Source organism: Rhizobium sp. K33 (assembly GCF_056501445.1).
In genome coordinates, this window is record NZ_CP096478.1 from 1,946,101 (window position 1) to 1,968,986 (window position 22,886).

Genomic DNA, 22,886 nt, shown 5'->3' on the forward strand with positions numbered 1-22,886 from the left:
TCCCGCCCGAAGGAGGATCACCATGCATGACACCATCCCCACTGTCACTCTGCCGAGCGGCCAGGAGATCCCGACGCTCGGCTTCGGCACCTGGATGATGGGGGAAACGAGATCCGAGGCCAAGGCAGAAGTCGATGCCGTCAGGCTGGCGCTCGATCTCGGCATGACGGTGATTGACACGGCTGAGATGTATGGCGATGGCGGCGCCGAACGCATAGTCGGCGAAGCGCTGAAGGATCGACGCGAAGACGCCTTTCTCGTCTCCAAGGTCCTCCCGTGGAATGCAAGCTATGACGGCACGATCAAGGCCTGCCATGCCAGCCTCGACCGTCTCGGTACCGACCATCTCGATCTCTATCTCCTGCACTGGCGCGGTGAACACCTGCTCGAAGACACGGTCGCGGCGATGGAAGAACTGAAAGCGGCCGGCAGGATTGGCGCCTGGGGCGTCTCCAATTTCGACCTTGACGACATGGAGCAGCTGTTCTCCGTGGCCGATGGCGAGAATTGCGCCCTCAATCAGGTCCTCTACAATCTCTCCCGCCGCGGCATCGAATTCGACCTCCTGCCCTGGTGTCAGGAGCACGGCATCCCGATTATGGCCTATTCCCCGATCGAGCAGGGCCGCATCCTCCATCACCCGGAGCTCATTCACATCGCCAAGGCCTATCAGGCGACCCCGGCACAGGTTGCCCTTGCCTTCCTGCTGGAGCGTGACGGGGTGATCCCGATCCCGAAGACCTCGAACCTGCGCCGTCTTCAGGAAAACCGCGACGCGGTCGATCTCGACATCTCCGACGAAGACTGGGCCCGCCTCGACGCCGCCTTCCCGCCCCCGTCGCGGAAATTGCCGCTGGCGATGCTGTAGAGGCCAGAGAAGGCCGGGCGGCACCCTATCCTGCCCATGCACCGCAAAATCGCGATCTATCCACAGGCCCCGCATTTCCGGCACTTTACCGCAGCCCCTCAGGAAATTAGGAGATTGCCTAACTGAAAAATTGCGGTGTGAAATCCGCAGGCTGAGGGGCATGACATGGCAAAGCGCGGAAAGACCGAAGTTCATCCGGCAATGGACAAGATCTCGTCCCGGGTCTTTCACGCGCTCGCTTCGGATCCCCGCCGGATGATGCTGGTGCATCTGTCGCAGTCGACCCTGACCGCCGGCGAAATCGCCGCCCGCTTCGACATGGCCAAGCCTTCGATCTCCCAGCATCTTTCGATCCTCGAAAATGCCGAAATGATCGAAGGCGAGAAGAAGGGCCAGTACATCCACTACAGCCTGAGACCCGCAGCCCTGCGCCATGCGCTGACCGCCATGCTGACGACGACAGAAATCGACGGCGAAATGGTCGAGGCGGCGACGCAGGAGGAACCGGTCGCTAAGGCGAAGAAGCCGACAAAGAAGAAGGCCGATCCGGCAGACGTCGGGGCAGCCTCTGACAAACCGGAGAAGGCTTCGAAGGCAAAGGCTGGTGAGAAGCCAGCTAAGGAAAAGCCGAAAAAGGCGGAAGTCGACCTGCCCCCTGCACCCCAGCAGATGGGCCTCCTTGACCTCCTCGGCATGAACTGAAACAGCGGACAACAAAAAAAAGGCGACCAACGGGCCGCCCTTCTGCATTTCGGGTATTCCCGAATTCCTTACATGCCTTGCGGGCCTCGGTTCATCGCGGCAATGCCGGTGCGGCAGATCTCGTTGAGGCCGAGCGGCTTCATGATCGAGACAAACTGGTCGATCTTCGAGGACTTGCCTGTAATCTCGAAGATGAAGTGATCGACGGTCGCGTCCACCACCTTGGCGTGGAAGGCATCGGCCAGACGCAGGGTCTCGGCGCGCATCTCGCCGGTCGAAACCACCTTTACCAGAGCCACTTCCCGCTCGATCGGGCGCTCCTGGCCCAGTTCACGGGCGCGGACGGTCAGATCCAGCACGCGATGCACCGGCACGATGCGCTCGAGCTGCGCCTTGATCTGTTCGAGAACGGTCGGCGTTCCGCGGGTCACGATGGTGATGCGCGAGAGATGCGCCTCGTGCTCGGTCTCGGAAACCGTGAGGCTTTCGATGTTGTAGCCGCGACCGGAAAACAGGCCGATGACGCGAGCAAGAACGCCCGGCTCGTTGTCGACCAGAACCGAAAGCGTGTGGCTTTCGATCGTGGCGGTTTCCTTGGCGATGAAATAGGCCGAGCCGGTCGGCTGAAGATGTGCATTCATGGTCTTGTTCCTCCCGGTCAGACGAGCTGACGGCCCTTGGCATCGATGGCATTGGCGACTGCTTCATCCGTCGCCTCGTCCGGCAGCAGCATCTCGTTATGCGCCTTGCCCGACGGAATCATCGGGAAGCAGTTGGCGAGATTGGCCACGCGGCAGTCAAAGATCACGGGCTTCTTCACGTCGATCATCTCCTGGATCGCACCATCGAGATCATCGGGCTTTTCGCAACGAATGCCGACGGCGCCATAGGCTTCGGCCAGCTTGACGAAGTCAGGCATGGCTTCCGTGTAGGAGTTCGACAGACGGTTGCCGTGCAGGAGCTGCTGCCACTGGCGGACCATGCCCATGTACTGGTTGTTCAGGATGAAGATCTTAATCGGTGCTTCATACTGGATGGCGGCCGACATTTCCTGGATGCACATCTGGATCGAGGCATCGCCCGCGATGTCGATGACGAGGCTCTCCGGATGGGCGATCTGCACACCGAGTGCTGCCGGCAACCCGTAACCCATGGTGCCGAGGCCACCCGAGGTCATCCAGCGGTTCGGCTGCTCGAAGCCGTAATACTGAGCGGCCCACATCTGGTGCTGGCCGACTTCGGTCGTGATGTAGGTGTCGCGATCCTTGGTGAGCTCATAGAGCCGCTGCAAGGCGTATTGCGGCATGATCACGTCCTTCGACGGCGTATAGGCGAAGGAGTTGCGGGCGCGCCACTTGGCGATGGTTGAATTCCACTCAGCCGTCTGCGACGCCTCGGGCTTCTTCGGCAGGGCGCGCCAGGCGCGGACCATGTCTTCGAGAACCCGGCCGACATCACCGGTGATCGGAACGTCGACGCGGACATTCTTGTTGATCGACGACGGATCGATGTCGATGTGGATCTTCTTGGAATTCGGCGAGAACGCGTTGAGGCGGCCGGTGATACGGTCGTCGAAGCGCGCACCGATGCAGACCATGACGTCACAGTCATGCATCGCCATATTGGCTTCGTAAGAACCATGCATGCCGAGCATGCCGAGCCAGTTCTTCCCCGAGGCCGGATAGCAGCCGAGGCCCATCAGCGTCGAGGTGATCGGGAAATCGGTGAGACCAACCAGTTCGCGCAAGAGCTTGGTGGCTTCCGGACCGGAGTTGATGACGCCACCGCCGGAATAGATGATCGGACGGCGGGCGGACGCCATCAGCTCGACGGCGGCCTGGATCGCGCGAGCGTCACCCGTAACCTTCGGCTGGTAGCTCTTCAGCGCCTTGTGGGCATCCGGCGGCGTATAGGTGCCGGTGGCGAACTGAATGTCCTTCGGAATATCGACAAGGACAGGACCCGGACGGCCCGTCTGGGCGATGCGGAAGGCTTCATGGATGATCGAGGCCAGCTGGTTGACGTCCTTGACCAGCCAGTTGTGCTTGGTGCAGGGGCGCGTGATACCGACGGTGTCGCATTCCTGGAAGGCGTCGGAGCCGATCAGCGAGGTCGGAACCTGGCCGGAAATGCAGACGAGCGGCACGCTGTCCATCAGCGCATCCTGAAGCGGCGTCACGGCATTGGTGGCGCCGGGACCTGAAGTAACCAGCATGACGCCAACCTTGCCCGTCGAGCGCGCATAACCCTCGGCAGCGTGGCCGGCACCCTGCTCATGGCGTACGAGAATGTGCTGGATGTCGTCCTGCTGGAAGATCTCGTCATAGATCGGAAGCACGGCCCCACCGGGATAGCCGAAGATGTGTTCGACACCGTTATCCTTGAGCGCGCGCAGGACGATCTCGGCGCCAGTCATCTGATTGTCTTTACCCGTCATGCTGTGTTTCCATCTGCCTTCTTGGTTTTGGGGCTGATAACCCGGTTCAGGGCATAAAAAAAGGCCCCTTTGAGGAGCCTGTCATCTAGCGCATGGGTGGCTATCGCCGGATGGTTACACCATCCTGCCCATGCGCCTTCCCACCACGATAAGTGCAACCGAGTTTTTCATGGGCCGAAGTGTTAGCCAGAAAGCCCCCGAGCGTCAACGCATCTTTTGCAAATTTTTGCCTTGCAGCACGAAAGTTTGTTGCGCCGAGTCCGATCACATCTCGCCATCCGCCTAATGAATTACACGAAATTTTAAGCGCTGCCGCCTAAGCTTGCGCCAGCAGGGAGAGTGCGCTTGTTGAACGATGATCTTCACAAGTCCGGCGATGCCGGAGAACAAGACCGCCGCGATGGCATGCGGCCTGGCAACCGGATGCTGGGGCGCGTCGTCGCCTGTAACGGCTCGCGCGCGACCATTTCTGCCGTTGCGGCCGACGGCGGAACCGACCTCACCGAACTCTGGTCCGTCGGCCGGCTGATCTCGATCAGCGTCGGCAAGAACCGGGTCGTGGCACTAGCCTATTCCATGCAGACCGAGGAGAAGGACTGGGGCGAAGGCGCCGACAACCAGTTCCTCATCGAGGTCGAGCTTCTCGGCGAGGTCTATGTCCAGCAGGACGGCAAGGAAGTCTTCTCGACCGGCATATCGCGCTATCCCTATCTCGGTGCGATCGCCCACCGCATCCGCGCCGCAGACCTGCTCCGCATCTACGACACGCGGCTCGGGGACACGGCAGTCATCGGCAAGCTCACCCAGGACGAGTCGATCGACGCCACGATCCACATTCCGTCAATGCTCTCGAAGCACTTCGCCGTGGTCGGCTCGACCGGCGTCGGCAAGTCCACCGCCGTGTCGCTGCTCCTGCGCAAGGCGATCGAGAGCGATCCGAAGCTGCGCATCCTCATCCTCGACCCGCACAACGAATTCGCGGCCGCCTTCCCCGAGCTTGCCGTCGTCATCGACACGGATACCCTCGACCTGCCCTTCTGGCTGATGCGCCTCGACGAGTTCGCGGAAGTTCTCTTCCGTGGGCGTCCACCCGTGCCGGAGGAACTCGACATCCTGCGCGACCTCATGCCGGAAGCAAAACGCGCCTTCCGCGGCAATGAGAGCGCCCTGATGCGCCGCATGGCCGACAAGAGCTCGATGACCGCCGACACGCCGGTGCCTTATCGTATCGCGGACCTGCTTGCGCTCATCGACGAACGCATCGGGCGTCTTGAAGGCCGCGGCGAAAAGCCGTTCCTGCGGTCACTGAAGATGCGCATCATGTCCGCGGTCAACGACCCGCGCTATCACTTCATGTTCTCCAACAACACGATCAGCGACACGATCATGGAGACGATCGCGCATATCTTCCGCATTCCGGGAGACGACCGCCCGATCTCCACGTTCCAGCTGGCCGGCATTCCCTCGGAAGTCGTCAACTCCGTCGCCTCTGTTCTCTGCCGCATGGCCTTCGAACTGGCGCTCTGGTCGAACGGCGCGATCCACATGCTCGTCGTCTGCGAAGAGGCGCACCGTTACGTGCCCGCTGATCCCACGCTCGGTTTCTTCCCGACCCGTCAGGCCATCGCCCGCATCGCCAAGGAAGGCCGTAAATATGGCGTGTCGCTCGGCGTCATCACCCAGCGACCTGGCGAGCTCGACCAGACCATCCTCTCGCAGTGCTCGACGCTCTTTGCCATGCGCCTTGCCAACGACCGCGACCAGGAGATCATCCGCTCGGCGATCCCCGACAGCTCGATCTCGACGACCAGCTTCATCTCCTCGATCGGTAATGGTGAGGCGATCGCCTTTGGCGAGGCCATCGCCGTGCCCATGCGCATGCGCTTCAGCCGCGTTGAGGAACGCCAGCTGCCAAAGGCCAATGGCGTGAACGCCAAATACACCGAGGACACGCCCGACACCGTCGACCTGCGCACGATCGTCAGCCGCATGCGGGCCATCGCCGGGCCGGATATCTCGGCCTTCCAGCAGGCCTTCGACAGCAGTTTCGGCGGCGGCCACGTGCCGAACGCACCGGATGGCATCTATGACGACGAGGAGTTCGACGACGAGGATCAATACGATGATCCCCGCGCGGCTTTCATGAGCCGCCCGGCGGCTCCTCCGCCACAGCCCATGCCGTCGTTCCAACAGGCCCCTCGCCCGAGCTACGAGCCGCCGATCCAACGCCACACGCTTGCGGCCTCCGAGACGCCCGCCATCGAGCCCTACCGACCGGACATGCTGCCGCGCGCCGGTGCGGACGAAGTCCTGCGTCCTCGTCCCGAGACACCGGCTCCGGCCTATGCCGCAGAGCCGCCGCCGCCGGCTTTCGGCTCTCAACCGCTCCGCCGCGAAGGTGGCACTTCCCTGCGCGAAAGCATCCTGAAGAAGCCGCTTTCGAGCCTCTACAAGCGGGACTGAAAGCCGATTACTCGATCCGGAATGTCGCCGGATCGACCCGCTGCCAGCGGTCATCCATCTGATTGCGGAACCAGGTCATCTGCCGCTTCGCATATTGCCGTGTCGCGGCAGACGCGCGCTCGATCGCATCTTGCCGACTGATGCGTCCGGCAAGCATTTCGGTAATTTGCGAAACGCCGATCGCCTTCATGACCGGCATCTCCGGCGGCAGCCGAAGCGCCAGGATGGCCTCCACCTCCTCGATCGCGCCTTCGTGCATCATCGCTTCGAACCGACGATTGATCCGCTCGTGAAGCACCTTGCGATCCGGCAAGACAACGAGCTTCAACGCACGATCCGGATCAACGAGAACCGGCCCGGACTGCTTCTGAAAATCGGCGATCGATCGCCCTGTCGTGCGAATGACCTCGAGCGCCCGGACGATCCGTTGCCCATCGCCAGGATTGAGACGCTCAGCCATGGGCGGGTCGACTTGCGCAAGCTCCTCATGCAGCGCGAGCGCTCCCTCTGTCTCCAGCCGTTGACGCAGCTCGGCGCGCAAGGCATCCGGCACGGCAGGCATGTCCGACAATCCACCCGTCAAGGCCTTGACGTATAGTCCCGTCCCGCCGACGACGACCGGCAAGCGCCCCTCGCTGCGCAAGCGAACGAGCAGCATCTCGACCTCTCGCAGCCACTCACCTGTCGAATAGCTCCGACCGGCGGGGACATGGCCATAGAGCTCATGGGGAACCCCATGCATCTCTTCGACGCTGGGGCGCGCCGTGACGACCCGCAACGTGTCGTAGACCTGCATGCTGTCGGCATTGATCACCACGCCTGCGTGGCGCTTGGCGAAAGCGAGAGCGAGCGCGGACTTGCCGCTGGCGGTCGGCCCGGTTATCAGGATCGCGTCGTTGTTCATGCTAGGATCTTCCATCATGGCCTTGGTTGCCACGCTTGTCGCCAATCCGTCAAACCCTGTTCTGACCCCGGCGCTCGCCGAGAAGGCTGCAGACGCGGTGGCATCCTCACGTCTGTACTGGCTCGCCGACGGCATTGCCTGTGACATCCCGCTCCTCGACCATGCCGATCCGGTCGAGGCGGAGCGCCTGTTGCGCGAGGCCGTCGCCGGCCATCCGGTGGACGTCGCCGTGCAGAATGCAGAGACGCGACGCAAGTCCTTCCTGATCGCCGACATGGATTCGACGATGATCGGCCAGGAATGCATCGATGAACTGGCCGCCGAAGTCGGGCTGAAAGACAAGGTTTCCCAGATCACGGCCCGCGCCATGAACGGCGAGATCGCCTTTGAACCGGCGCTTCGCGAGCGCGTCGCCTTGCTGAAGGGCCTGCCGATCACTGTGGTCGACGAGGTGATCGAGAAGCGCATCACGCTCACCCCCGGCGGGCGCGAACTGATCGCGACGATGAAGGCCAGAGGCGGCTACGCGGCCCTCGTCTCCGGCGGATTCACCGTTTTCACGGCACCGATCGCAAGCCGGCTCGGCTTCGATGAAAACCGCGCCAATATCCTGATCGAAGAGAATGGCATTCTGACCGGCGAAGTGGCCGAACCCATCCTCGGCAAGCAGGCCAAGGTGGATTCTCTGCTCGACATCGCCGGCAAGCTCGGCATTTCGCCTGATGATGTGATCGCCGTCGGGGACGGCGCCAACGATCTCGGCATGCTGAGCATCGCCGGCTCAGGCGTTGCCCTGCATGCGAAACCGGCTGTAGCAGCAGAAGCCAAGATCCGCATCGATCATGGAGACCTGACTGCCCTGCTCTATCTCCAGGGTTACCGAAAGACCGATTTCGTTACCGGCTAAGACCAATGATCCTTGTCGAAACCGAGCGGCTTGTCCTTCGCAACTGGCAGGAAGGCGACCGCGATCTTTTCTATGAGATCAACCGCGATGAGAAGGTGATGACCTTCTTCCCGCTGCGACGCAGCCATGCCGAATGCGATCTGCTCTTTGCGCGCAACCGTGATACGATCGCAGAGACGGGCTTGGGCTTCTACGCTCTGGCGGATCGCGACACCGACGAGGCCTACGGCTTCTGCGGTCTGGCGAGGGTTGACCTACCGGCCATCCTTCCGCAAGGCGCAGTGGAAATCGGCTGGCGCCTGGCCACTCGCTACTGGGGCAATGGATATGTCACCGAAGCTGGCAAACGCCTGCTCCAATACGGCCATGATCACTTGGGCTTGCGCGACATCTACGCCTTTGCCGTCCATGACAACATCCGGTCCACCGCTGTCATGCGCCGCCTTGGGATGCAGTATCTGCAAGGACAAGACTTCGATCATCCGAATGTCCCCGACACGCATCCGCACCTGAAGAGACATGTTCTTTTTCGCTCGACAGGCGATATTCGGCCAACCGCAACAAAGCAACACGACTAATTTACGCAGACTTAAAATATAGTGGCTATAAATTGCGCTATGGACACAAGAATCCTTGCGCGTGTAGCCGGCCCGATGATCCACATGTTCGACCGCTTCCTGCGCCTTGGAGAAGGCGGACAAACAGCGGAAGAAGCCGAACGCATTCGCGCCGTCCGCCTCTCCGTGGTCGGGGCCAGCACCCCATGGATGATGGCTGCCAACATTTGCAACGCAATGCTTGCAATGTTGGTTTTCCAGGGAAGCTCGGCATCCTTGGCTGTCAATCTCGTATGTCTACTCATTCTTGCCTGCGCCATCTATACGAGCTTTTCCTGGTGGCGTAACCGCAATCGGGGCCCGCGAGAGCGCGCAAGCCTGCGTGGAACAGTCCGGGCAGTCATCTACGCTGCCTTGCTCAGCGGCCTTTGGGCGACGCTGGACGTCGTTGCCTATCACGTCGCCGATGAAACCCAGCGGATGGTGTTGATCGCCTTGACGGTCGGCATGGCCGGCGGCGGTGGATTTGCACTGGCAACCATTCCGCCGGCAGCGATCACCTTCTGCGGCACGGTAGCCATCGGCGCGGCCGTTGCCCTCTCCCGCGATCCGACAGCGGTAGGCGCCTACCTGTTCGCCCTCTACCTCGTCTTCGCAGCCATCATCATCCGATCATCACTGGCCGTATGCCGCAGCCTGACGGAGCGCGTCCGCGCGAAGATCGCCGCCGACGAACAACGCGATGTGATCAATCTTCTGCTCAACGACTTCGAGGAGAATGCTGCAGACTGGCTGTGGGGCGTTGACCGCGACTTCAATCTGGAGCGCGCATCCGCACGCTTTTACGAGCAGATGCAGGTGCCGGAAAACATGGTCCTCGGCCGGCCGATCACCAGCATCATTCCCTTCTCGCCGGTCAGTGTGGACGGTCGCAACTGTCGTGAGAATTTCGTCAACAGCCTGCTCTCCAAGCAGACGTTTCGCGATCAGGACATCTGTGTCGAGCTCGGCGGCGAACTGGCGATCTGGTCCCTGACGGCCAAAGCCATTCTGGATGCGAAGGGCAACTTCACGGGATATCGTGGCGTCGGCCGTGACGTGACCGCCAGCCGTGAAAGCCGTATCCGTATCGAGCACATGGCGCGCCACGATCCGCTGACGGAGGTGGGCAATCGGGTGATGCTGGCGGAGGATTTCACCCGCGCCGTCTCCCGCCATGAGCGCTTCGGCGACCCCTTCTCCGTTCTTCTCCTCGACCTCGATCGCTTCAAGCAGATCAATGACAACCTGGGACACACGGGAGGCGACGAGCTGCTGCGCTCGGTCGCCAGCATCCTGAGCCAGCTGCGTGGCGAATCCGATACGCTGGCACGTGTCGGGGGCGACGAGTTTGCCATCCTGCATCTCTCCGGTGACGACCCGCAGAGTGCCGCCTTGCTCGCGGCAAGGATCATCGACAAGCTGCAAAAGCCGATCGCCCTTCGCACGGGCATGGCGCATATCGGCGTTAGCATCGGGATTGCCTGTGCCCCGATCGATGGCACAGACCCTGACCAGTTGATGCGCAATGCGGACTTGGCCCTTTACCGCGCCAAGGCCGACGGCAGAAATCGCTACCGCTTCTTCGATTCCTCCCTCGACGCCGCAGCTCGACGGAGAAGCCTGATCGAGCAGGAACTGGCGCTCGCCGTGGCGGAAGAGCAGCTCAGCATCAACTACCAACCACTGATTGACGCCCAATCCCGGAAGGTCGTCTGTGCGGAGGCGCTTCTTCGCTGGACCCACCCGACGCTTGGCGTCATCAGCCCGGCCGAATTCATTCCGATCGCTGAAGAATCGGGCCAGATCGGCGCGATCGGCAGCTGGGTTCTTCGCCAGGCCTGCAAGGACGCAGCCAGCTGGCCGGATAGCGTCCGCATCGCCGTGAACCTTTCGTCCCGCCAGTTCCTGAGCCCTGGCCTGCTGCCACTGGTAGAAACGGCCCTGCGCCAGAACGACCTGCCGGCCCATCGCCTGGAACTCGAGGTCACCGAAAGCCTTTTGATGGAGACGGCGATCGGCGTTGAGGAAACGCTCGCCTCCCTGTCGCGGCTCGGCCTGCGCATCGCGCTCGATGATTTCGGAACGGGCTTCTCGTCGCTGAGCTATCTGCGCCGCTACCACTTCGACAAGCTCAAGATCGATCAGTCCTTCATCTCGGACCTCGAGACCAACTCCGACAGCCGCGCGATTGTCGAGGCCGTCATCAAGCTCGCCCGCGACCTGCGCATGAGCGTCGCAGCGGAAGGCGTGGAAACCAACGGTCAGTTCGAACTGCTGCGGCAACTCGGCTGTGGCGAGATCCAGGGCTATCTCGTCGGGCGGCCGAAGCCACTCGACCGTTTCGAGCAATATCTCCGGGACAACAGCACGTCTGTCCAGCGCCTCTCGGCCTGATCGCTATTCGAGCGGCACCGCAACCAGCCGCAGATTGCCGTCGCTGTCTGCGATCATCAGATAGCCGCTGCGCCGTCCTTCACCCTTGATGCTGGTGAGTTTCTGCGCGACCTGTTGCGGCGTCTTCATGAATTCCTGCGCGACTTCGACGATCACCTCGCCGACCTTCAGCCCCTTGCTCTCGGCCTTGGAGCCCGGGAGGACGCGGGTGATCAAAACCCCTTCGACACCCTCGGCGATGGAGAAGCTCTGACGCTTGGCATCGTCGAGTTCAGACAGCTCCACGCCGATCAAGCCCTCAGTGACAGGCGCCGCCTGCTGCGCCTGATCTTCGGCGCCGGGTGCGTCGCCCGGAGCCTCTTCGGCCTGCGGCGCTTCTTCACCCGCCTGCGGATCATCGGACGGGGTATCGCCATCCTGATCCTCCGGTGCCGTTCCCTCTTCACCCGGTTCGACCACGGTTTCCGGATCGGTTTCGTTGCTCGCCACCTCGTCGTCCTCGAGACGGCCGAGCGTCACCTTCACGGTCTGCTCCTTGCCGTCACGCAGTATTACCACGTCGAGCGGCTCGCCGATCGGGCTCTCGGCCACGATCCGTGTCAGATCGCGGGTCTCGGCAATCGCGCGACCGTTGAAGCTGGTGACGATGTCGCCGACCTGGATCGGCCCATTCGCGACCGGACCGCCTTCGACGACGCCGCTGATCAAGGCGCCGCGGGCGCGACCGATCTTCATGCTTTCCGCCACCTCGTCCGAGACCGGCTGGATGCGCACGCCGAGCCAGCCACGACGCGTTTCGCCGAACTCGATCAGCTGGTTGACGATATTCTCGGCGAGTTCGGTCGGCACGGCAAAACCGATCCCGATCGATCCGCCGCTTGGCGAAATAATCGCGGTGTTGATGCCGATGACCTCGCCATTCATGTTGAACAGCGGGCCGCCGGAATTGCCCTTGTTGATGGCCGCATCCGTCTGGATGAAATTGTCATAGGGGCCGGCATTGATGTTGCGGCCACTGGCCGAGATGATGCCGACGGTCACCGATCCACCGAGCCCGAAGGGGTTGCCGATCGCCATGACCCAGTCGCCGATGCGCATCTTCTTGGAATCGCCGAACTTCACCGACGTCAAAGGCTGCGGCGGTTCGACCTTGAGAACTGAAAGGTCGGTCTTGGTGTCGGTGCCGATCAACTTCGCCTTCAGCTTGGAGCCGTCGGAGAAGATCACCTCGATGTCGTCGGCATTTTCGATCACGTGATTGTTGGTCACGATGAAGCCGGTCGGATCGATCACGAAGCCGGAACCCAGCGAGTTGACCTTGCTGTTCGGCTCGGCACCTTCACGGTTCCGATAGAAGTCCTCGAACAGTTCCTGGAACGGCGATCCCTCCGGCACCTGCGGCAAGGGGCCCTCGCCCTCGTCGGCGACGCTTTGGGACGTCGAGATGTTGACCACCGCGCCCAACAGACCGCTTGCAAGATCGGCAACCGAATCAGGCCCCTGGGCGTAAACGCGCTGCGGTGCGCCAACCGTGCCGACAGCCAGTGCGGTTCCCACGAGGAGAGCCGGCAGAATCATTCGCGACGTGCGGGCAGGTTTCATCATCGGCTTCCTCGCTGATTTATCTGGGGTCTCATAGAACATAAGGCGGTTTGGGCAGAGGGAAAATCACAATTCCCGGAATAGCTCTATCCGCCGGTTGCGACCAGATCTTGTCAGCCCTGCAGCAACCAGACGATTGCGACACCTGTCATCACGGCGCCGAGCCCGAGGAGCCGCGATTGGTCTTCCGGAACATGCGGCAGGAGCCTTGCCATCCGCACAATGAAACGAGGGGCCAGCGCATAGGCCAGCCCCTCGATGATCAAAAAGATAGCGAACCCTGCGAGCAGGTCGTCCATCAGGTCAATTGCCGACGGCTGCCGGGGGCGTCGGAGCCGGTGTCTGCGCTGGCGCCTGAGCCGGCGCTTGAGCCGAAGGTGCCGTCGTGCCTGCCGGCGGCGTCGGAGTGCCTTGCGAAGCGCCACCTGTGTTCATTCCGCTGTTAAAAAAGCGGAAGAAATCCGAGTCCGGCGACAGGACCATTGTCGTGCCCTGATCGCTCAAGGCGGCGACATAGGCCCGCATCGAGCGATAGAACTCGAAGAAGCCCGGATCGCGCTGGAAGGCCTCGGCGAAGATGTTGTTCCGCTGAGCATCGCCCTCACCGCGCAGGATTTCCGAATCGCGCTGCGCTTCGGCCTGAAGTTCGACGACCTGACGGTCGGCGATCGCCCGGCGACGCTGGCTCTCTTCGTTACCGCGGGCGCGGATCAGTTCGGCTTCAGCGAGACGCTCGGCCTTCATGCGCTGGAAGGTCTGCTGCGAGACTTCCTGCGTGAGGTCCGTACGGCGGATGCGCACATCGGTCACCTGCAGGCCGAGGCTTTCGGCTGCGGCCTGGAGATCGTTGCGCACGTCCGACATCATCGAACCACGCTCTTCGGAGAGCGCCGCATCGAAGTTGCGCAGACCGTAGACACGGCGCAGGGCTGCGTCGAGACGGGTGCGCAGACGCGATTCTGCAGCTTCACGGTCGGCCGAAACCGTCTCACGGAAGCGGCGGGCATCGGCGATGCGATAGACGGCGAAGGCGTCGACTTCGTAGAAGGCACCGCCGCGGACCTGAACGCGGATATTCGGCAGGTCGAAGCGCAGAGCGCGGTCTTCGACATATTGTACCCGGTCAGCGTCGATGAAGGCGAAGGGCAGCTTGAAGTAGATGCCCGGTTCGCTCTTCACGTCCTGGATCTGACCGAAGCGCAGGACGATGGCCTGTTCGCGTTCATTGACCACGAAGATCGACGAATAGACGAAGAACAGGGCGACGCCGATGGCGACGAGGATATAGGGAAGACGGTTCTGCATGTCAGTTCCCTCCCGTCGTCGACTGGCCGGCAGGCTGATTGCCCGACTGGCGCGTGATTTCGTTGAGCGGCAGATAAGGCAGAACACCCTGCTGCTCGTCGATGATCACCTTGTTGGAATTGCGCAGGACATTCTCCATGGTTTCGAGATAGAGGCGCTGGCGCGTGACATCGGGTGCCTTGACGTATTCGTTGTAGATCGAGACGAAGCGCTGAGCCTCACCTTCGGCCTCCTTGACGACACGATCCTTGTAGGCAGCCGCTTCTTCACGGATCTGGGCAGCCTGACCGCGTGCCTGACCGAGACGCTGGTTGGCATACTGGTTCGCTTCTTCAACGAAACGATCTTCATCCTGCTGTGCGCGCTGAACTTCTTCGAAGGCTTCGGCCACTTCGCGCGGCGGAGCAGCGTCTTCGATCGGAACAGCATTGATCGCGATGCCGGCACCGTAGGTGTCCATGGTGCCCTGAATGATGTCGCGAACCTGGGTGGAAATCTCCTCACGATTGTCGCGGAAGACGTCCTGCGCCGGACGGCGACCGACCACTTCGCGCATGGCGCTTTCCGAGACCTGCTGCAGGGTCTGCGTCGGGTCTTCAAGATTGAACAGATAAGCCTGCGGATCCGAGACCGTGAAGAGCACCGAGAACTGGACGCTGACGATGTTCTGGTCGCCGCTGAGCATCAGCCCGGCGCCCGGATTGTTCGAGGTCGGACGGCTGCCGATGTTCTGCTGCTGCTCGGTGACCTTGACGATCTCGACGGATTCGATCGGCCACAGATGGAAGTGCAGGCCAGGCATGGCCACCTCTTCCTTGGGCTTGCCGAAGCGAAGTTCGACGCCGCGCTCGTCCGGCTGGACGGTGTAGACGGCCTGGATCAGCCAGAAGGCGACCAGCACGATGCCGACGATGACGAAGGCACCGCCGTTGAAACCGCCGGGGACGACATTCTTGAGCCGGTCCTGACCGCGGCGGATAAGTTCTTCGAGATCCGGGGGCTGATTGCCGCCGCCACCGTTACCGCGTGGCCGGTTTGGCCCCTGCCCCCAGGGGCCCTGATTATTACCACCGCCGCCGCCGCCGCCCCATGGGCCGCCGCCGCCGTTCTGATTGCTCCAGGGCATCAATACCTCTTTGCTGTAAAAGCTCCCAAGTCCCCTGCCCGCGGGCCGATCGGCCGACATGCATGAGGTTCCAGAGGGTTATAGGTATCGCAGCCACTCCTTTCAACGCGAGGCGGCCAACTTCTTCTGCGGAAAGGGCAAATTTTGCGTTATCAGCCGCTCCTGCGACGGTATATCGCGTAGCGTGTGGGGTAATTGTCCTTTTCCCCCGCCGGAACGCGTGTTTCCTCGACCCGCTCGAAGATTTCCGGATCGATCGCCGGGAACGAGGTGTCACCATCCACGATCGTCTCGACATGGGTGACATAAAGGACATCCGCAAGCCCGAGAGCCTGTCGGTAGATCTCGCCACCGCCAACCACGCAGACCTCATCAACACCGGCATCGACAGCGAGTTCTTTGGCCCGCCGGAGCGCCTCGTCCAGGCTTCCGACGGTCTCTACACCCGGCATCTCGATCTGCTGACTGCGGCTGACGATGACATGCGGACGGCCCGGCAGCGGCTTCGATCCGACGGACTCGAAGGTCTTGCGCCCCATCACCAGAGGCTTGCCCATGCTGAGCGCCTTGAAGCGCTTCAGATCGGTCGACAGCCTCCACGGCATGTCGCCGTCGCGGCCGATGATACCGTTCTCCGACACGGCGACGATGATGACGGTCTTGATCGCATTCATTCAGACGAGCCCTTCCGCCGCCTAGACGGCGATCGGTGCCTTGATGCTGGCATCGGCTTCGTAGCCGATCAGCGTAAAGTCCTCGTAGGTGAACGAGAACAGATCCGTTACCTCCGGATTTAGCTTCATGACCGGCAATGCCTTCGGCGTGCGCGTCAGCTGCAGCTTCGCCTGGTCGAAATGGTTTGCGTAGAGATGTGCATCGCCCAGCGTGTGCACGAAGTCACCCGGCTCCAGCCCCGTCACCTGCGCCATCATCAGGGTCAGCAGCGCGTAGGACGCGATGTTGAAGGGCACACCGAGGAAGATGTCGGCGGAACGCTGGTAAAGCTGGCAGGACAGGCGGCCGTCCGCCACGTAGAACTGGAACAGGCAGTGACAGGGCGGCAGCGCCATTTCGTCCACAAGCGCCGGGTTCCAGGCCGTCACGATGTGCCGCCGCGAATTCGGGTTCGTCTTGATGCTCTCGACGAGCTTCGCCATCTGGTCGATATGCCCGCCGTCATAATCCGGCCAGGAGCGCCACTGCGCGCCATAGACCGGCCCGAGGTCCCCGTTCTCGTCGGCCCATTCGTCCCAGATGCTGACACCGTTTTCCTTGAGATAGCGGATATTGGTATCGCCCTTCAGGAACCAGAGCAGTTCGTGAATGATCGACCTCAGATGCAGCCGCTTCGTCGTGATGACCGGGAAACCATCGGCAAGATCGAAACGCATCTGATGGCCGAAGACGGACCGCGTGCCCGTGCCGGTGCGGTCACCGCGGTCGCTGCCATTCTCCAGCACGTGGCGAAGGAGGTCGTGATACTGGTGCATGGGTCCATCATCGAGTCGTTGATGCCGGCATCATATCGCCGCCACCGCCACGAACCAATGCGTTTCGCGGGGTTATCCCCGAATCGCGTGGCGTCGCTCTCCTGAAGTGGAACTGGCGCGGTCTCATCAGGCATCCTGATGCGGTGTCCGATTATCCGCTCGCCCTCTTTTCATCGCGATCGGAAACACCTATATCAGCCTTGCCGGGGCTTGCTCCGGCTATGGCAATAAACGGTCGGTGTAATAAACCTATTGGACCCGGGGGCGGTACCCGGCGCCTCCACCAAAAACCGGTCGGTGACGACATCATGTTCGGACCGGCTTTTGATGGGGGCGAAATAGGATCGACAAGGGCGTAAAGATCGAACTTTTGCTCGGCATGATACCGCCGTTATCGGGTCACAAGTGTAGTTGCAAACGACAACAACGCTAAGGGTTACGCTCTCGCTGCCTAATGGCGGTGCGGGAAACCCGCTCTAAGTCCTTAGGGTTAGCCCCTTAAGGCGGGGTCCGAAGGCACCTGGCAACAGAAGCCTTCACCTAACCTCCCCCATTCCTTCCCCATGACTTTGCTTCGGATTTCGCTGCTACCCGGCGACATTGATTTGATATACATTACGCGAACCAGTTTCACGCGCCGGGGCTTTTCCGCTTCGCCGTGTCATGGCATAAGCCGCTGAAATTCGGCATGACAAGGAAAGCAGGGATCTGATGGGGCACGACCATATTCGCTACGACATTCTGGCCCAGGACGCACTTCGCGGCGTCATCCGCAAGGTCTTGGCCGAGGTTGCCGCGACGGGGCGCCTGCCGGGTGACCATCATTTCTTCATCACCTTTCTGACCGGCGCTCCGGGTGTGCGGATCTCGCAGCATCTGAAGGCCAAGTATGCCGAGCAGATGACGATCGTGATCCAGCATCAGTTCTGGGATCTGAAGGTGACCGACAGCCTGTTCGAAATCGGCCTGTCCTTCTCCGATACCCCGGAGAAGCTGGTGATTCCGTTCAACGCCATCCGCGGTTTCTACGACCCCTCGGTCAACTTCGAACTCGAATTCGATGTGCCGCTCTCCGAGGAAGAGGAAAACGACGCCGAGATCACCGCGTATCCAGTCGAAGCCATCGCCAAGCCGGACGAGACAGATGCGGCGAAGACCGAGGAAAAGAAGGAGGGCTCGGTCGTATCGCTCGATGCCTTCCGCAAGAAGCATTGATCAGACGACGATCGGCCGGGTCAAAAGCCCGGCCTTTTTTGTGGAGCACCGAGAATGGCCGCCGACATCGTCAATCTTCGCCAGTTTCGCAAGGCCAAGGTCCGCAGCGAGCGCGAAGCCGCAGCCGAGCAGAATCGCATCAGCCACGGTCGCACCAAGGCGGAAAAGTCTCTGACACGGGCATTGAACGACAAGGACGCCCGCCAGCATGAGCAGGGACGCCTCGAGAAGCCTGAGCAGGATTGAGGGCTTTTCAATCCACGTTCGTCCAGCTTGGCACGCGTCAGCGTCTAGCACGGAGTTGCCCTTGATCCGGAAGCGATCAATCAGCCTTCAGGGACACCGGACAAGCTTCTCGATCGAGGATGAATTCCTGGCAGAGCTGAAGCTGATTGCGGGCGAGCGGAAAATGAGCCTTGCGTCCTTGATTGCTGAGATAGACGAGGCACGCCCTGTGACCTCGAACCTGTCGTCGGCCTTGCGACTGTTCGTCTTGGCCGAGGCCAAGAAGACAGCATCCAATCGTGACAAAGAATAATTATCTGCGCCACATACTTATTTAAATATTGGAATAGGATGATCCTGTATCGCCGGAACCGGCGATTCGGCCTAGCTGCCGAATGGCCTGACACTCTGACGGACTTTTGAACTGCAACTTTTTCAGTCAAGGTTTTCCGATCATGACCTCCATCTCGACGTCGACATCCTCCACCACGATATCCACCTCCACCACCTCCGCCGGGAATTCGACATCGGCCATCAAGGCTCAGATTGCCAGCCTGCAGAAAAGCATCTCGAGTCAGGAAGAAGCTCTGGATGCAGCGGCAACTGACGACGAGAAGGCCGAAATCAATGAAGCCCTGACTGAACTTCGGGCGCAACTCTCGATATTGGAAGCGCAGCTTGCGGCAGCCAAGGCTGCGTCCGATCAGGCGACAGGTGAAGAGACCGCGCCACTGCTATCCGGCGAGAGTGATCTGATCGGCAGCTCGAATCTCACCGAAAATGTCGAAGACACACCCTTCGGTGAGCGGACCGCCTACGTCTGAGACGTCCAGGCGAACCACAAGGCATCACTCAACGCCCGGCAGCCCCTCGAAGGTCATGTCGGGCAGCGGCTGGCGCACGACGCGCTCCTCCGGCGCGACGGGAAATGCCGGTCGTTCGGCGGGAATAGTCTCCGTCGTCACGTCACCGGGCTCGGTGCTCGGCTGCGGCTCGACAGGTGTCCCAGCTTCGCCGGCGGCCTGCGCCTCCGCAGCAGCATTGGCTTCCTGTTCGGCTTTCAGCCGGGCTTCCTCTTCCAGTCTCAAACGCTCGGCCTCGGCACGCTCCCTCTCGGCAGCGCGGGAGCGCGCAAGAGCGGCCTCGCGGCGCAGACGCTGCTTCTCCAGCACGCTTGCTTGCAGTGCCTCGACCCGCCGCCGCTCTATCTCGAATGCCCGCAGTGACGCGAAATTCGTCAGTTCGGTAACGTCGAGCGAACGCTCCGGCGCAAGAACCGGACCATCGAGCAAGAGCCGAAAGTTCGGCTCGGCGCCCTCGATAGCGCCATCGCCAGCATCGAGCGCGATCCCGACCTCGGCCTCCAGCATGCCGCTCCGCAGGTCTAGCCGCAGATTCCCGTCGAGATCCGCGTCCGCCGTCCGCTGTGTCGCAGCCTGAACGCGCACGGTCCCATCCGAAAGGGCGAAGGGCAGCGCCACGTCACCCAGGTCCGTCGGACCGCTCCGCAAGAGACGCTCGGTGATCTCCCGCACCTTCTCCTCGGTCACGTCGGTACCGAGGGCATCAAAACCGCTCAGAAGGTCCGGCATGATCGAGAGATTGAAGTCATCGATGCGTGCGCCCTTGAGGCGGGCCTCGCCGGATCCGCTTGCGCCACCGATGAGTTCGGCCGGCGTCTTGCCGCCGCCCTCGACAACGAAGGTGGCGTTGAGCTCTCCGGAAGGCGTCTCTCTGGAAGCGATGCCCCGTTCGACACGCAGCGCATTGATGGCCCGCGCCAGATCCCCCTTGGAGAGATCGAGACGCGCCTGCATGAAGCCATTGCCGTCGCTGTTGGCGATCGAAAGACGCCCCTCGACCGCCCCACCAAGCCATGTGCCGGAAACATCCTCCAGGGCGAGTTCGCCGGCATTGTTGCGAAGCTTGGCCCGAACCTCGGTCATGGCCTCAGCAAGCCCTGGCCACAGCCGTCCGACGGAAAGATCGAGGTTGAGGTCGAACGGCAATGCGGCGGCAGCCAGCGGCGTCTCGGACAGGCTGCCGGTCGACGGATCATAGACCGGTCCGACCACGCTCTCCGCCAGCCACTCCAGGTCGAGTTGTTCGAGCGTCAGCGACCCTGTCGCAGCCGGGACCGTCCCCGTCAGATTGATTTCTCCCTTGGCCGAAACGTCTTGCCCGGCCACACGGCCGTCGAGGCTCTCGACCGCCAGCTGACCTTTCGCAAGCGAGATCCTGATGTCGCCGGCCACGGGCACGCCCGTCGCGGCCTCCGGCAGACTGAGGCCGAGCGCCATCAAGTAGGGGCCAAGATCCTGGCTTTCGACTGAGACGACCCAGGAACCGTCGAGCAGACCAGGCGTGTTGACTGCCGTGAGGCTGCCCGTGGCGTCGAGCGTCGTTACTCTGCCTGCGATTGTGACCTCGGCCTCCGCCGTGCCGTCCCCGGCCGCATCCAGCGTCAGCGTCAGGACACCACCCTCACCGATAGTCCAGGGAAGCGGGTCGAAACCGGCCTGTCCGAGCAGGATCTGCGCCTCCTCGTTTTCCAGCTGCACGTCAAACCGGCGCTGACCGCCGTTCAGAAGCGCTGAAAGGTCGGCAGCGGTGGCTTTGGCCGAGACTGCACTGTCATTGATCCGACCCGATAGATCGAGGCTGACGTCACCCGATGCCGGTACGGCGAGCGTCCCCCGGAGGTCGCTGTCTTCATACCAGCTTGCGCTGTTGGAGAGCCGCTCGATCAGCGGACTGTTCGGCAGCCGCTCGCGCATGAGCGCAAGAAATGGGCCGGGATCAGCGGAAGAAAAACCGATCTGTACCTGGCCGACCGGTTTCGTCTCGGTATCGCTCAGATTGCCGGTCACCCGCAGGGTGCTTCCGGCGACATCGCCGAGGTTCAGACGCTCGATCGAAAGCTCACCGGCCTGGTATGAGGCGACAGCCTCCACATCTTCGGCGGTCACACCGAATGCCCGGAGCGCATCCACCTTCAGGCGCGTCGCCACGCGCTCGGCCAGCAGCCGCTGCTCAGCATCCTCGCCGACCACCAGCGCCGCGATCGCGCGCGCCGCGTCGAGATCGAGCCCCTCGCCCGTGAGGTCAATGGAGAGGCTCGCCGCCTGGCCACTGCGCGATTCCCGCTCGATACGGCCCTTCAGCGGCTCGGCACCGATGGCAAGCTCGAGGTTCTCGAACCGCTGCAACTCGGACGTCAAACTGACCGAGGCGGAGAAGCCGGCCGACGGCAAACCTCGTATCGCCGGATCGACACGCCCGGAAATCCAGGTGGCAAGGCCGGAGGGCTGGGTGGTGGCGATCAGAAGATTGCCCTCGAAGGATGGCGTGTCGCGAAGCACCAGCCGACCACTCGCCTCGACCTGGGTGCGGCCGGGCAAGACGCCGACGGCCTTGTCCACGGTCCAGCCATTTCCCGCCGGACGCACATCGAGCTGCAGGTCACGGAACACGGTGTCACCGGCGACAATGGCCGGAAGCCGCAGCGTTGCGCGCCCGGGAACGGTCGGGATCGGGATCTCGGCGGCGGTCGCCATCAGTAGCGCCATGCGCTGCTGCATCGAGACCGTGCCGTTGCGTGAGGTTTTTGCCCGGCTTCCATCCGCCGCCAGCCGGTTCACATCCACCTGCTGCCCCTCGGCCGTCAGCAGGAATTCCGGCTCTGCGCCTGTATCGAGCTTGCCCTCCCCGGTGATTACATAGGGGTCGACGGGATCGCCGAGTTCGAGGCGGTAGCTGGGAATGGTCACGCTGTCATTGGCAAGCTTGAATTCGCCACGCACACGAGGCGCCGGCGCCGGTGGCTGGCTCGCGCCCCCCTCCTCGACAGGTGGCGCCACCTTCCAGGTCGCGCTGAATGTACCGGCATAGAAAGGTTTGCCTTCTTCGAGCGCCAGTTCGCCATCGAGCGTCAGATCGAAGGGCCGCGCCTGCGGATCGATCCGCAGCCGGAGAGGCAGGCTCGCATCGGTGAAGGCCGAAGTCGTCAGGGTGAATTGCGCCGCCTCGCCGTCGAGAACCGCCTCGCCTTCGACCGACCACGGCCCGGCCAACGTGCGCGCCGACAAGGCCGCATCAAGGTCGCTCAAGAGCCGATTGCGGCCGGTTTGCTCGTCGATGAATTCCACCGTCCCGCCCGTGACGGAAACTTTCTCCAGGATGACGGACCGCGCCGGGATGGTCGGCCTGCTGCCACGCAGCCAGTCGAGCGTGCCGTCGGGCAAGAGCCGGATGCGCGCCTTCGGCTCTTCGATGCGCATGTCGAAGATGCGGGCTTCACCGGAGAGAAAGGGGGCGAGTTCGGCATCGAGGGAAAAGCGCGCCACCCGCACCAGCGGCGTGCCATCCGTATCCGTCCCGACGGTGACGTCCTCCATCGTGACGGAGGGGAACGGCAGAAGGCGAGCGCTGACCTCGCCATTCACCACGACCTTCTTGCCGAGCAACTGGCTCGCCTGGTCCTCGAAGTTCTGGCGGAAATTGGTCCAGTCGACGAAGAACGGCGCCAGCAGCGCTGCGAAAAGCGCGAGCACCAGAAGTCCGCCGAGCGTTGCCAGTATGCGTCCGAGCACCGAATGCCACTCCCTTGATTACGGCCCCGAAGGTAACGCAATTCGCCGCAGGGGCAA

Annotated in this window: 19 protein-coding genes, 1 other RNA gene and 1 pseudogene; 11 read left to right on the forward strand and 10 right to left on the reverse strand. The window is 62.2% G+C overall.

What is annotated here, in order from left to right:
* Positions 1-22 precede the first annotated feature (22 nt).
* Together M1E12_RS09720 and M1E12_RS09725 are read left to right on the forward strand one after the other, a co-directional pair.
* Positions 23-868 (forward strand): aldo/keto reductase, encoded by an 846-nt coding sequence (locus M1E12_RS09720; RefSeq protein WP_479564553.1) that lies wholly within the window; start codon positions 23-25, stop codon positions 866-868.
* 165 nt (positions 869-1,033) lie between these two features.
* Positions 1,034-1,282, forward strand: a pseudogene (locus tag M1E12_RS09725) (metalloregulator ArsR/SmtB family transcription factor); the annotation flags it as partial.
* Between the two features lie 356 nt (positions 1,283-1,638).
* Here M1E12_RS09725 and ilvN read toward each other — a convergent pair.
* Together ilvN and M1E12_RS09735 are read right to left on the reverse strand one after the other, a co-directional pair.
* Positions 1,639-2,211, reverse strand: coding sequence for an acetolactate synthase small subunit (ilvN, locus tag M1E12_RS09730; RefSeq protein ID WP_113460856.1), 573 nt, complete (start codon positions 2,209-2,211; stop codon positions 1,639-1,641).
* 17 nt (positions 2,212-2,228) lie between these two features.
* The gene (locus tag M1E12_RS09735; RefSeq protein ID WP_377344426.1) at positions 2,229-3,986 is read right to left on the reverse strand and encodes an acetolactate synthase 3 large subunit; all 1,758 of its coding nucleotides are present in this window, start codon (positions 3,984-3,986) and stop codon (positions 2,229-2,231) included.
* A gap of 366 nt (positions 3,987-4,352) precedes the next feature.
* Between M1E12_RS09735 and M1E12_RS09740 the strand changes: the two genes are divergently transcribed.
* Positions 4,353-6,470 carry an ATP-binding protein gene (locus M1E12_RS09740; protein ID WP_479564554.1) on the forward strand — a complete coding sequence of 706 codons (2,118 nt, stop codon included), beginning with the start codon at positions 4,353-4,355 and terminating at the stop codon, positions 6,468-6,470.
* Positions 6,471-6,477: 7 nt separating this feature from the next.
* Here the strand turns inward: M1E12_RS09740 and miaA are convergent, their stop codons facing one another.
* The gene (miaA, locus tag M1E12_RS09745; protein WP_479564866.1) at positions 6,478-7,392 is read right to left on the reverse strand and encodes a tRNA (adenosine(37)-N6)-dimethylallyltransferase MiaA; all 915 of its coding nucleotides are present in this window, start codon (positions 7,390-7,392) and stop codon (positions 6,478-6,480) included.
* Between miaA and serB the strand changes: the two genes are divergently transcribed.
* Genes serB through M1E12_RS09760 form a run of 3 tightly spaced genes read left to right on the forward strand, consistent with a single transcriptional unit; the run spans position 7,391 to position 11,274 of the window.
* Positions 7,391-8,281 (forward strand): phosphoserine phosphatase SerB, encoded by an 891-nt coding sequence (gene serB, locus M1E12_RS09750; protein ID WP_310242380.1) that lies wholly within the window; start codon positions 7,391-7,393, stop codon positions 8,279-8,281. The two genes, miaA and serB, sit on opposite strands and share 2 nt — an antisense overlap.
* Positions 8,282-8,286: 5 nt before the next feature.
* Positions 8,287-8,859 carry a GNAT family N-acetyltransferase gene (locus tag M1E12_RS09755; protein ID WP_479564555.1) on the forward strand — a complete coding sequence of 191 codons (573 nt, stop codon included), beginning with the start codon at positions 8,287-8,289 and terminating at the stop codon, positions 8,857-8,859.
* A 39-nt stretch (positions 8,860-8,898) separates the two neighbouring features.
* Complete coding sequence (locus M1E12_RS09760) at positions 8,899-11,274, forward strand: putative bifunctional diguanylate cyclase/phosphodiesterase (protein WP_479564556.1); 2,376 nt, start codon at positions 8,899-8,901, stop codon at positions 11,272-11,274.
* Between the two features lie 3 nt (positions 11,275-11,277).
* On the opposite strand, the gene M1E12_RS09765 is transcribed toward M1E12_RS09760, so the two are convergent.
* The 6 genes from M1E12_RS09765 to M1E12_RS09790 all read right to left on the reverse strand — a co-directional run bounded on the left by M1E12_RS09765 (position 11,278) and on the right by M1E12_RS09790 (position 16,797).
* A complete protein-coding gene (locus M1E12_RS09765) occupies positions 11,278-12,879 on the reverse strand; it encodes a Do family serine endopeptidase (RefSeq protein WP_479564557.1) in 1,602 nt (533 codons plus the stop codon).
* Positions 12,880-12,989: 110 nt separating this feature from the next.
* The gene (locus M1E12_RS09770; protein WP_479564558.1) at positions 12,990-13,175 is read right to left on the reverse strand and encodes a DUF2065 domain-containing protein; all 186 of its coding nucleotides are present in this window, start codon (positions 13,173-13,175) and stop codon (positions 12,990-12,992) included.
* A gap of 4 nt (positions 13,176-13,179) precedes the next feature.
* Positions 13,180-14,181, reverse strand: a complete 1,002-nt coding sequence (gene hflC, locus M1E12_RS09775) for a protease modulator HflC (RefSeq protein WP_479564559.1) — start codon at positions 14,179-14,181, stop codon at positions 13,180-13,182.
* Between the two features lies 1 nt (position 14,182).
* Positions 14,183-15,307 carry an FtsH protease activity modulator HflK gene (gene hflK / locus M1E12_RS09780; RefSeq protein WP_479564560.1) on the reverse strand — a complete coding sequence of 375 codons (1,125 nt, stop codon included), beginning with the start codon at positions 15,305-15,307 and terminating at the stop codon, positions 14,183-14,185.
* Positions 15,308-15,459: 152 nt separating this feature from the next.
* On the reverse strand, positions 15,460-15,981 hold the full coding sequence (locus M1E12_RS09785; RefSeq protein WP_479564561.1) for a dihydrofolate reductase: 522 nt from the start codon (positions 15,979-15,981) through the stop codon (positions 15,460-15,462).
* Between the two features lie 21 nt (positions 15,982-16,002).
* On the reverse strand, positions 16,003-16,797 hold the full coding sequence (locus M1E12_RS09790) for a thymidylate synthase (RefSeq protein WP_113460844.1): 795 nt from the start codon (positions 16,795-16,797) through the stop codon (positions 16,003-16,005).
* A 163-nt stretch (positions 16,798-16,960) separates the two neighbouring features.
* On the opposite strand from M1E12_RS09790, the gene ssrA reads away from it, so the two are divergent.
* The 5 genes from ssrA (at position 16,961) to M1E12_RS09815 (ending at position 19,061) form a co-directional block, all read left to right on the forward strand.
* Positions 16,961-17,338: a transfer-messenger RNA gene (gene ssrA, locus M1E12_RS09795) on the forward strand.
* 170 nt (positions 17,339-17,508) lie between these two features.
* Positions 17,509-18,012, forward strand: a complete 504-nt coding sequence (locus M1E12_RS09800) for an SspB family protein (protein ID WP_479564562.1) — start codon at positions 17,509-17,511, stop codon at positions 18,010-18,012.
* Between the two features lie 54 nt (positions 18,013-18,066).
* Positions 18,067-18,258 (forward strand): DUF4169 family protein, encoded by a 192-nt coding sequence (locus tag M1E12_RS09805; RefSeq protein ID WP_113460842.1) that lies wholly within the window; start codon positions 18,067-18,069, stop codon positions 18,256-18,258.
* A 61-nt stretch (positions 18,259-18,319) separates the two neighbouring features.
* Complete coding sequence (locus M1E12_RS09810; RefSeq protein ID WP_136543047.1) at positions 18,320-18,550, forward strand: ribbon-helix-helix domain-containing protein; 231 nt, start codon at positions 18,320-18,322, stop codon at positions 18,548-18,550.
* Between the two features lie 142 nt (positions 18,551-18,692).
* Positions 18,693-19,061 (forward strand): hypothetical protein, encoded by a 369-nt coding sequence (locus M1E12_RS09815; protein WP_479564563.1) that lies wholly within the window; start codon positions 18,693-18,695, stop codon positions 19,059-19,061.
* Positions 19,062-19,085: 24 nt separating this feature from the next.
* Here M1E12_RS09815 and M1E12_RS09820 read toward each other — a convergent pair whose 3' ends face one another.
* Positions 19,086-22,829, reverse strand: a complete 3,744-nt coding sequence (locus tag M1E12_RS09820; protein ID WP_479564564.1) for an AsmA family protein — start codon at positions 22,827-22,829, stop codon at positions 19,086-19,088.
* Positions 22,830-22,886: the final 57 nt, after the last annotated feature.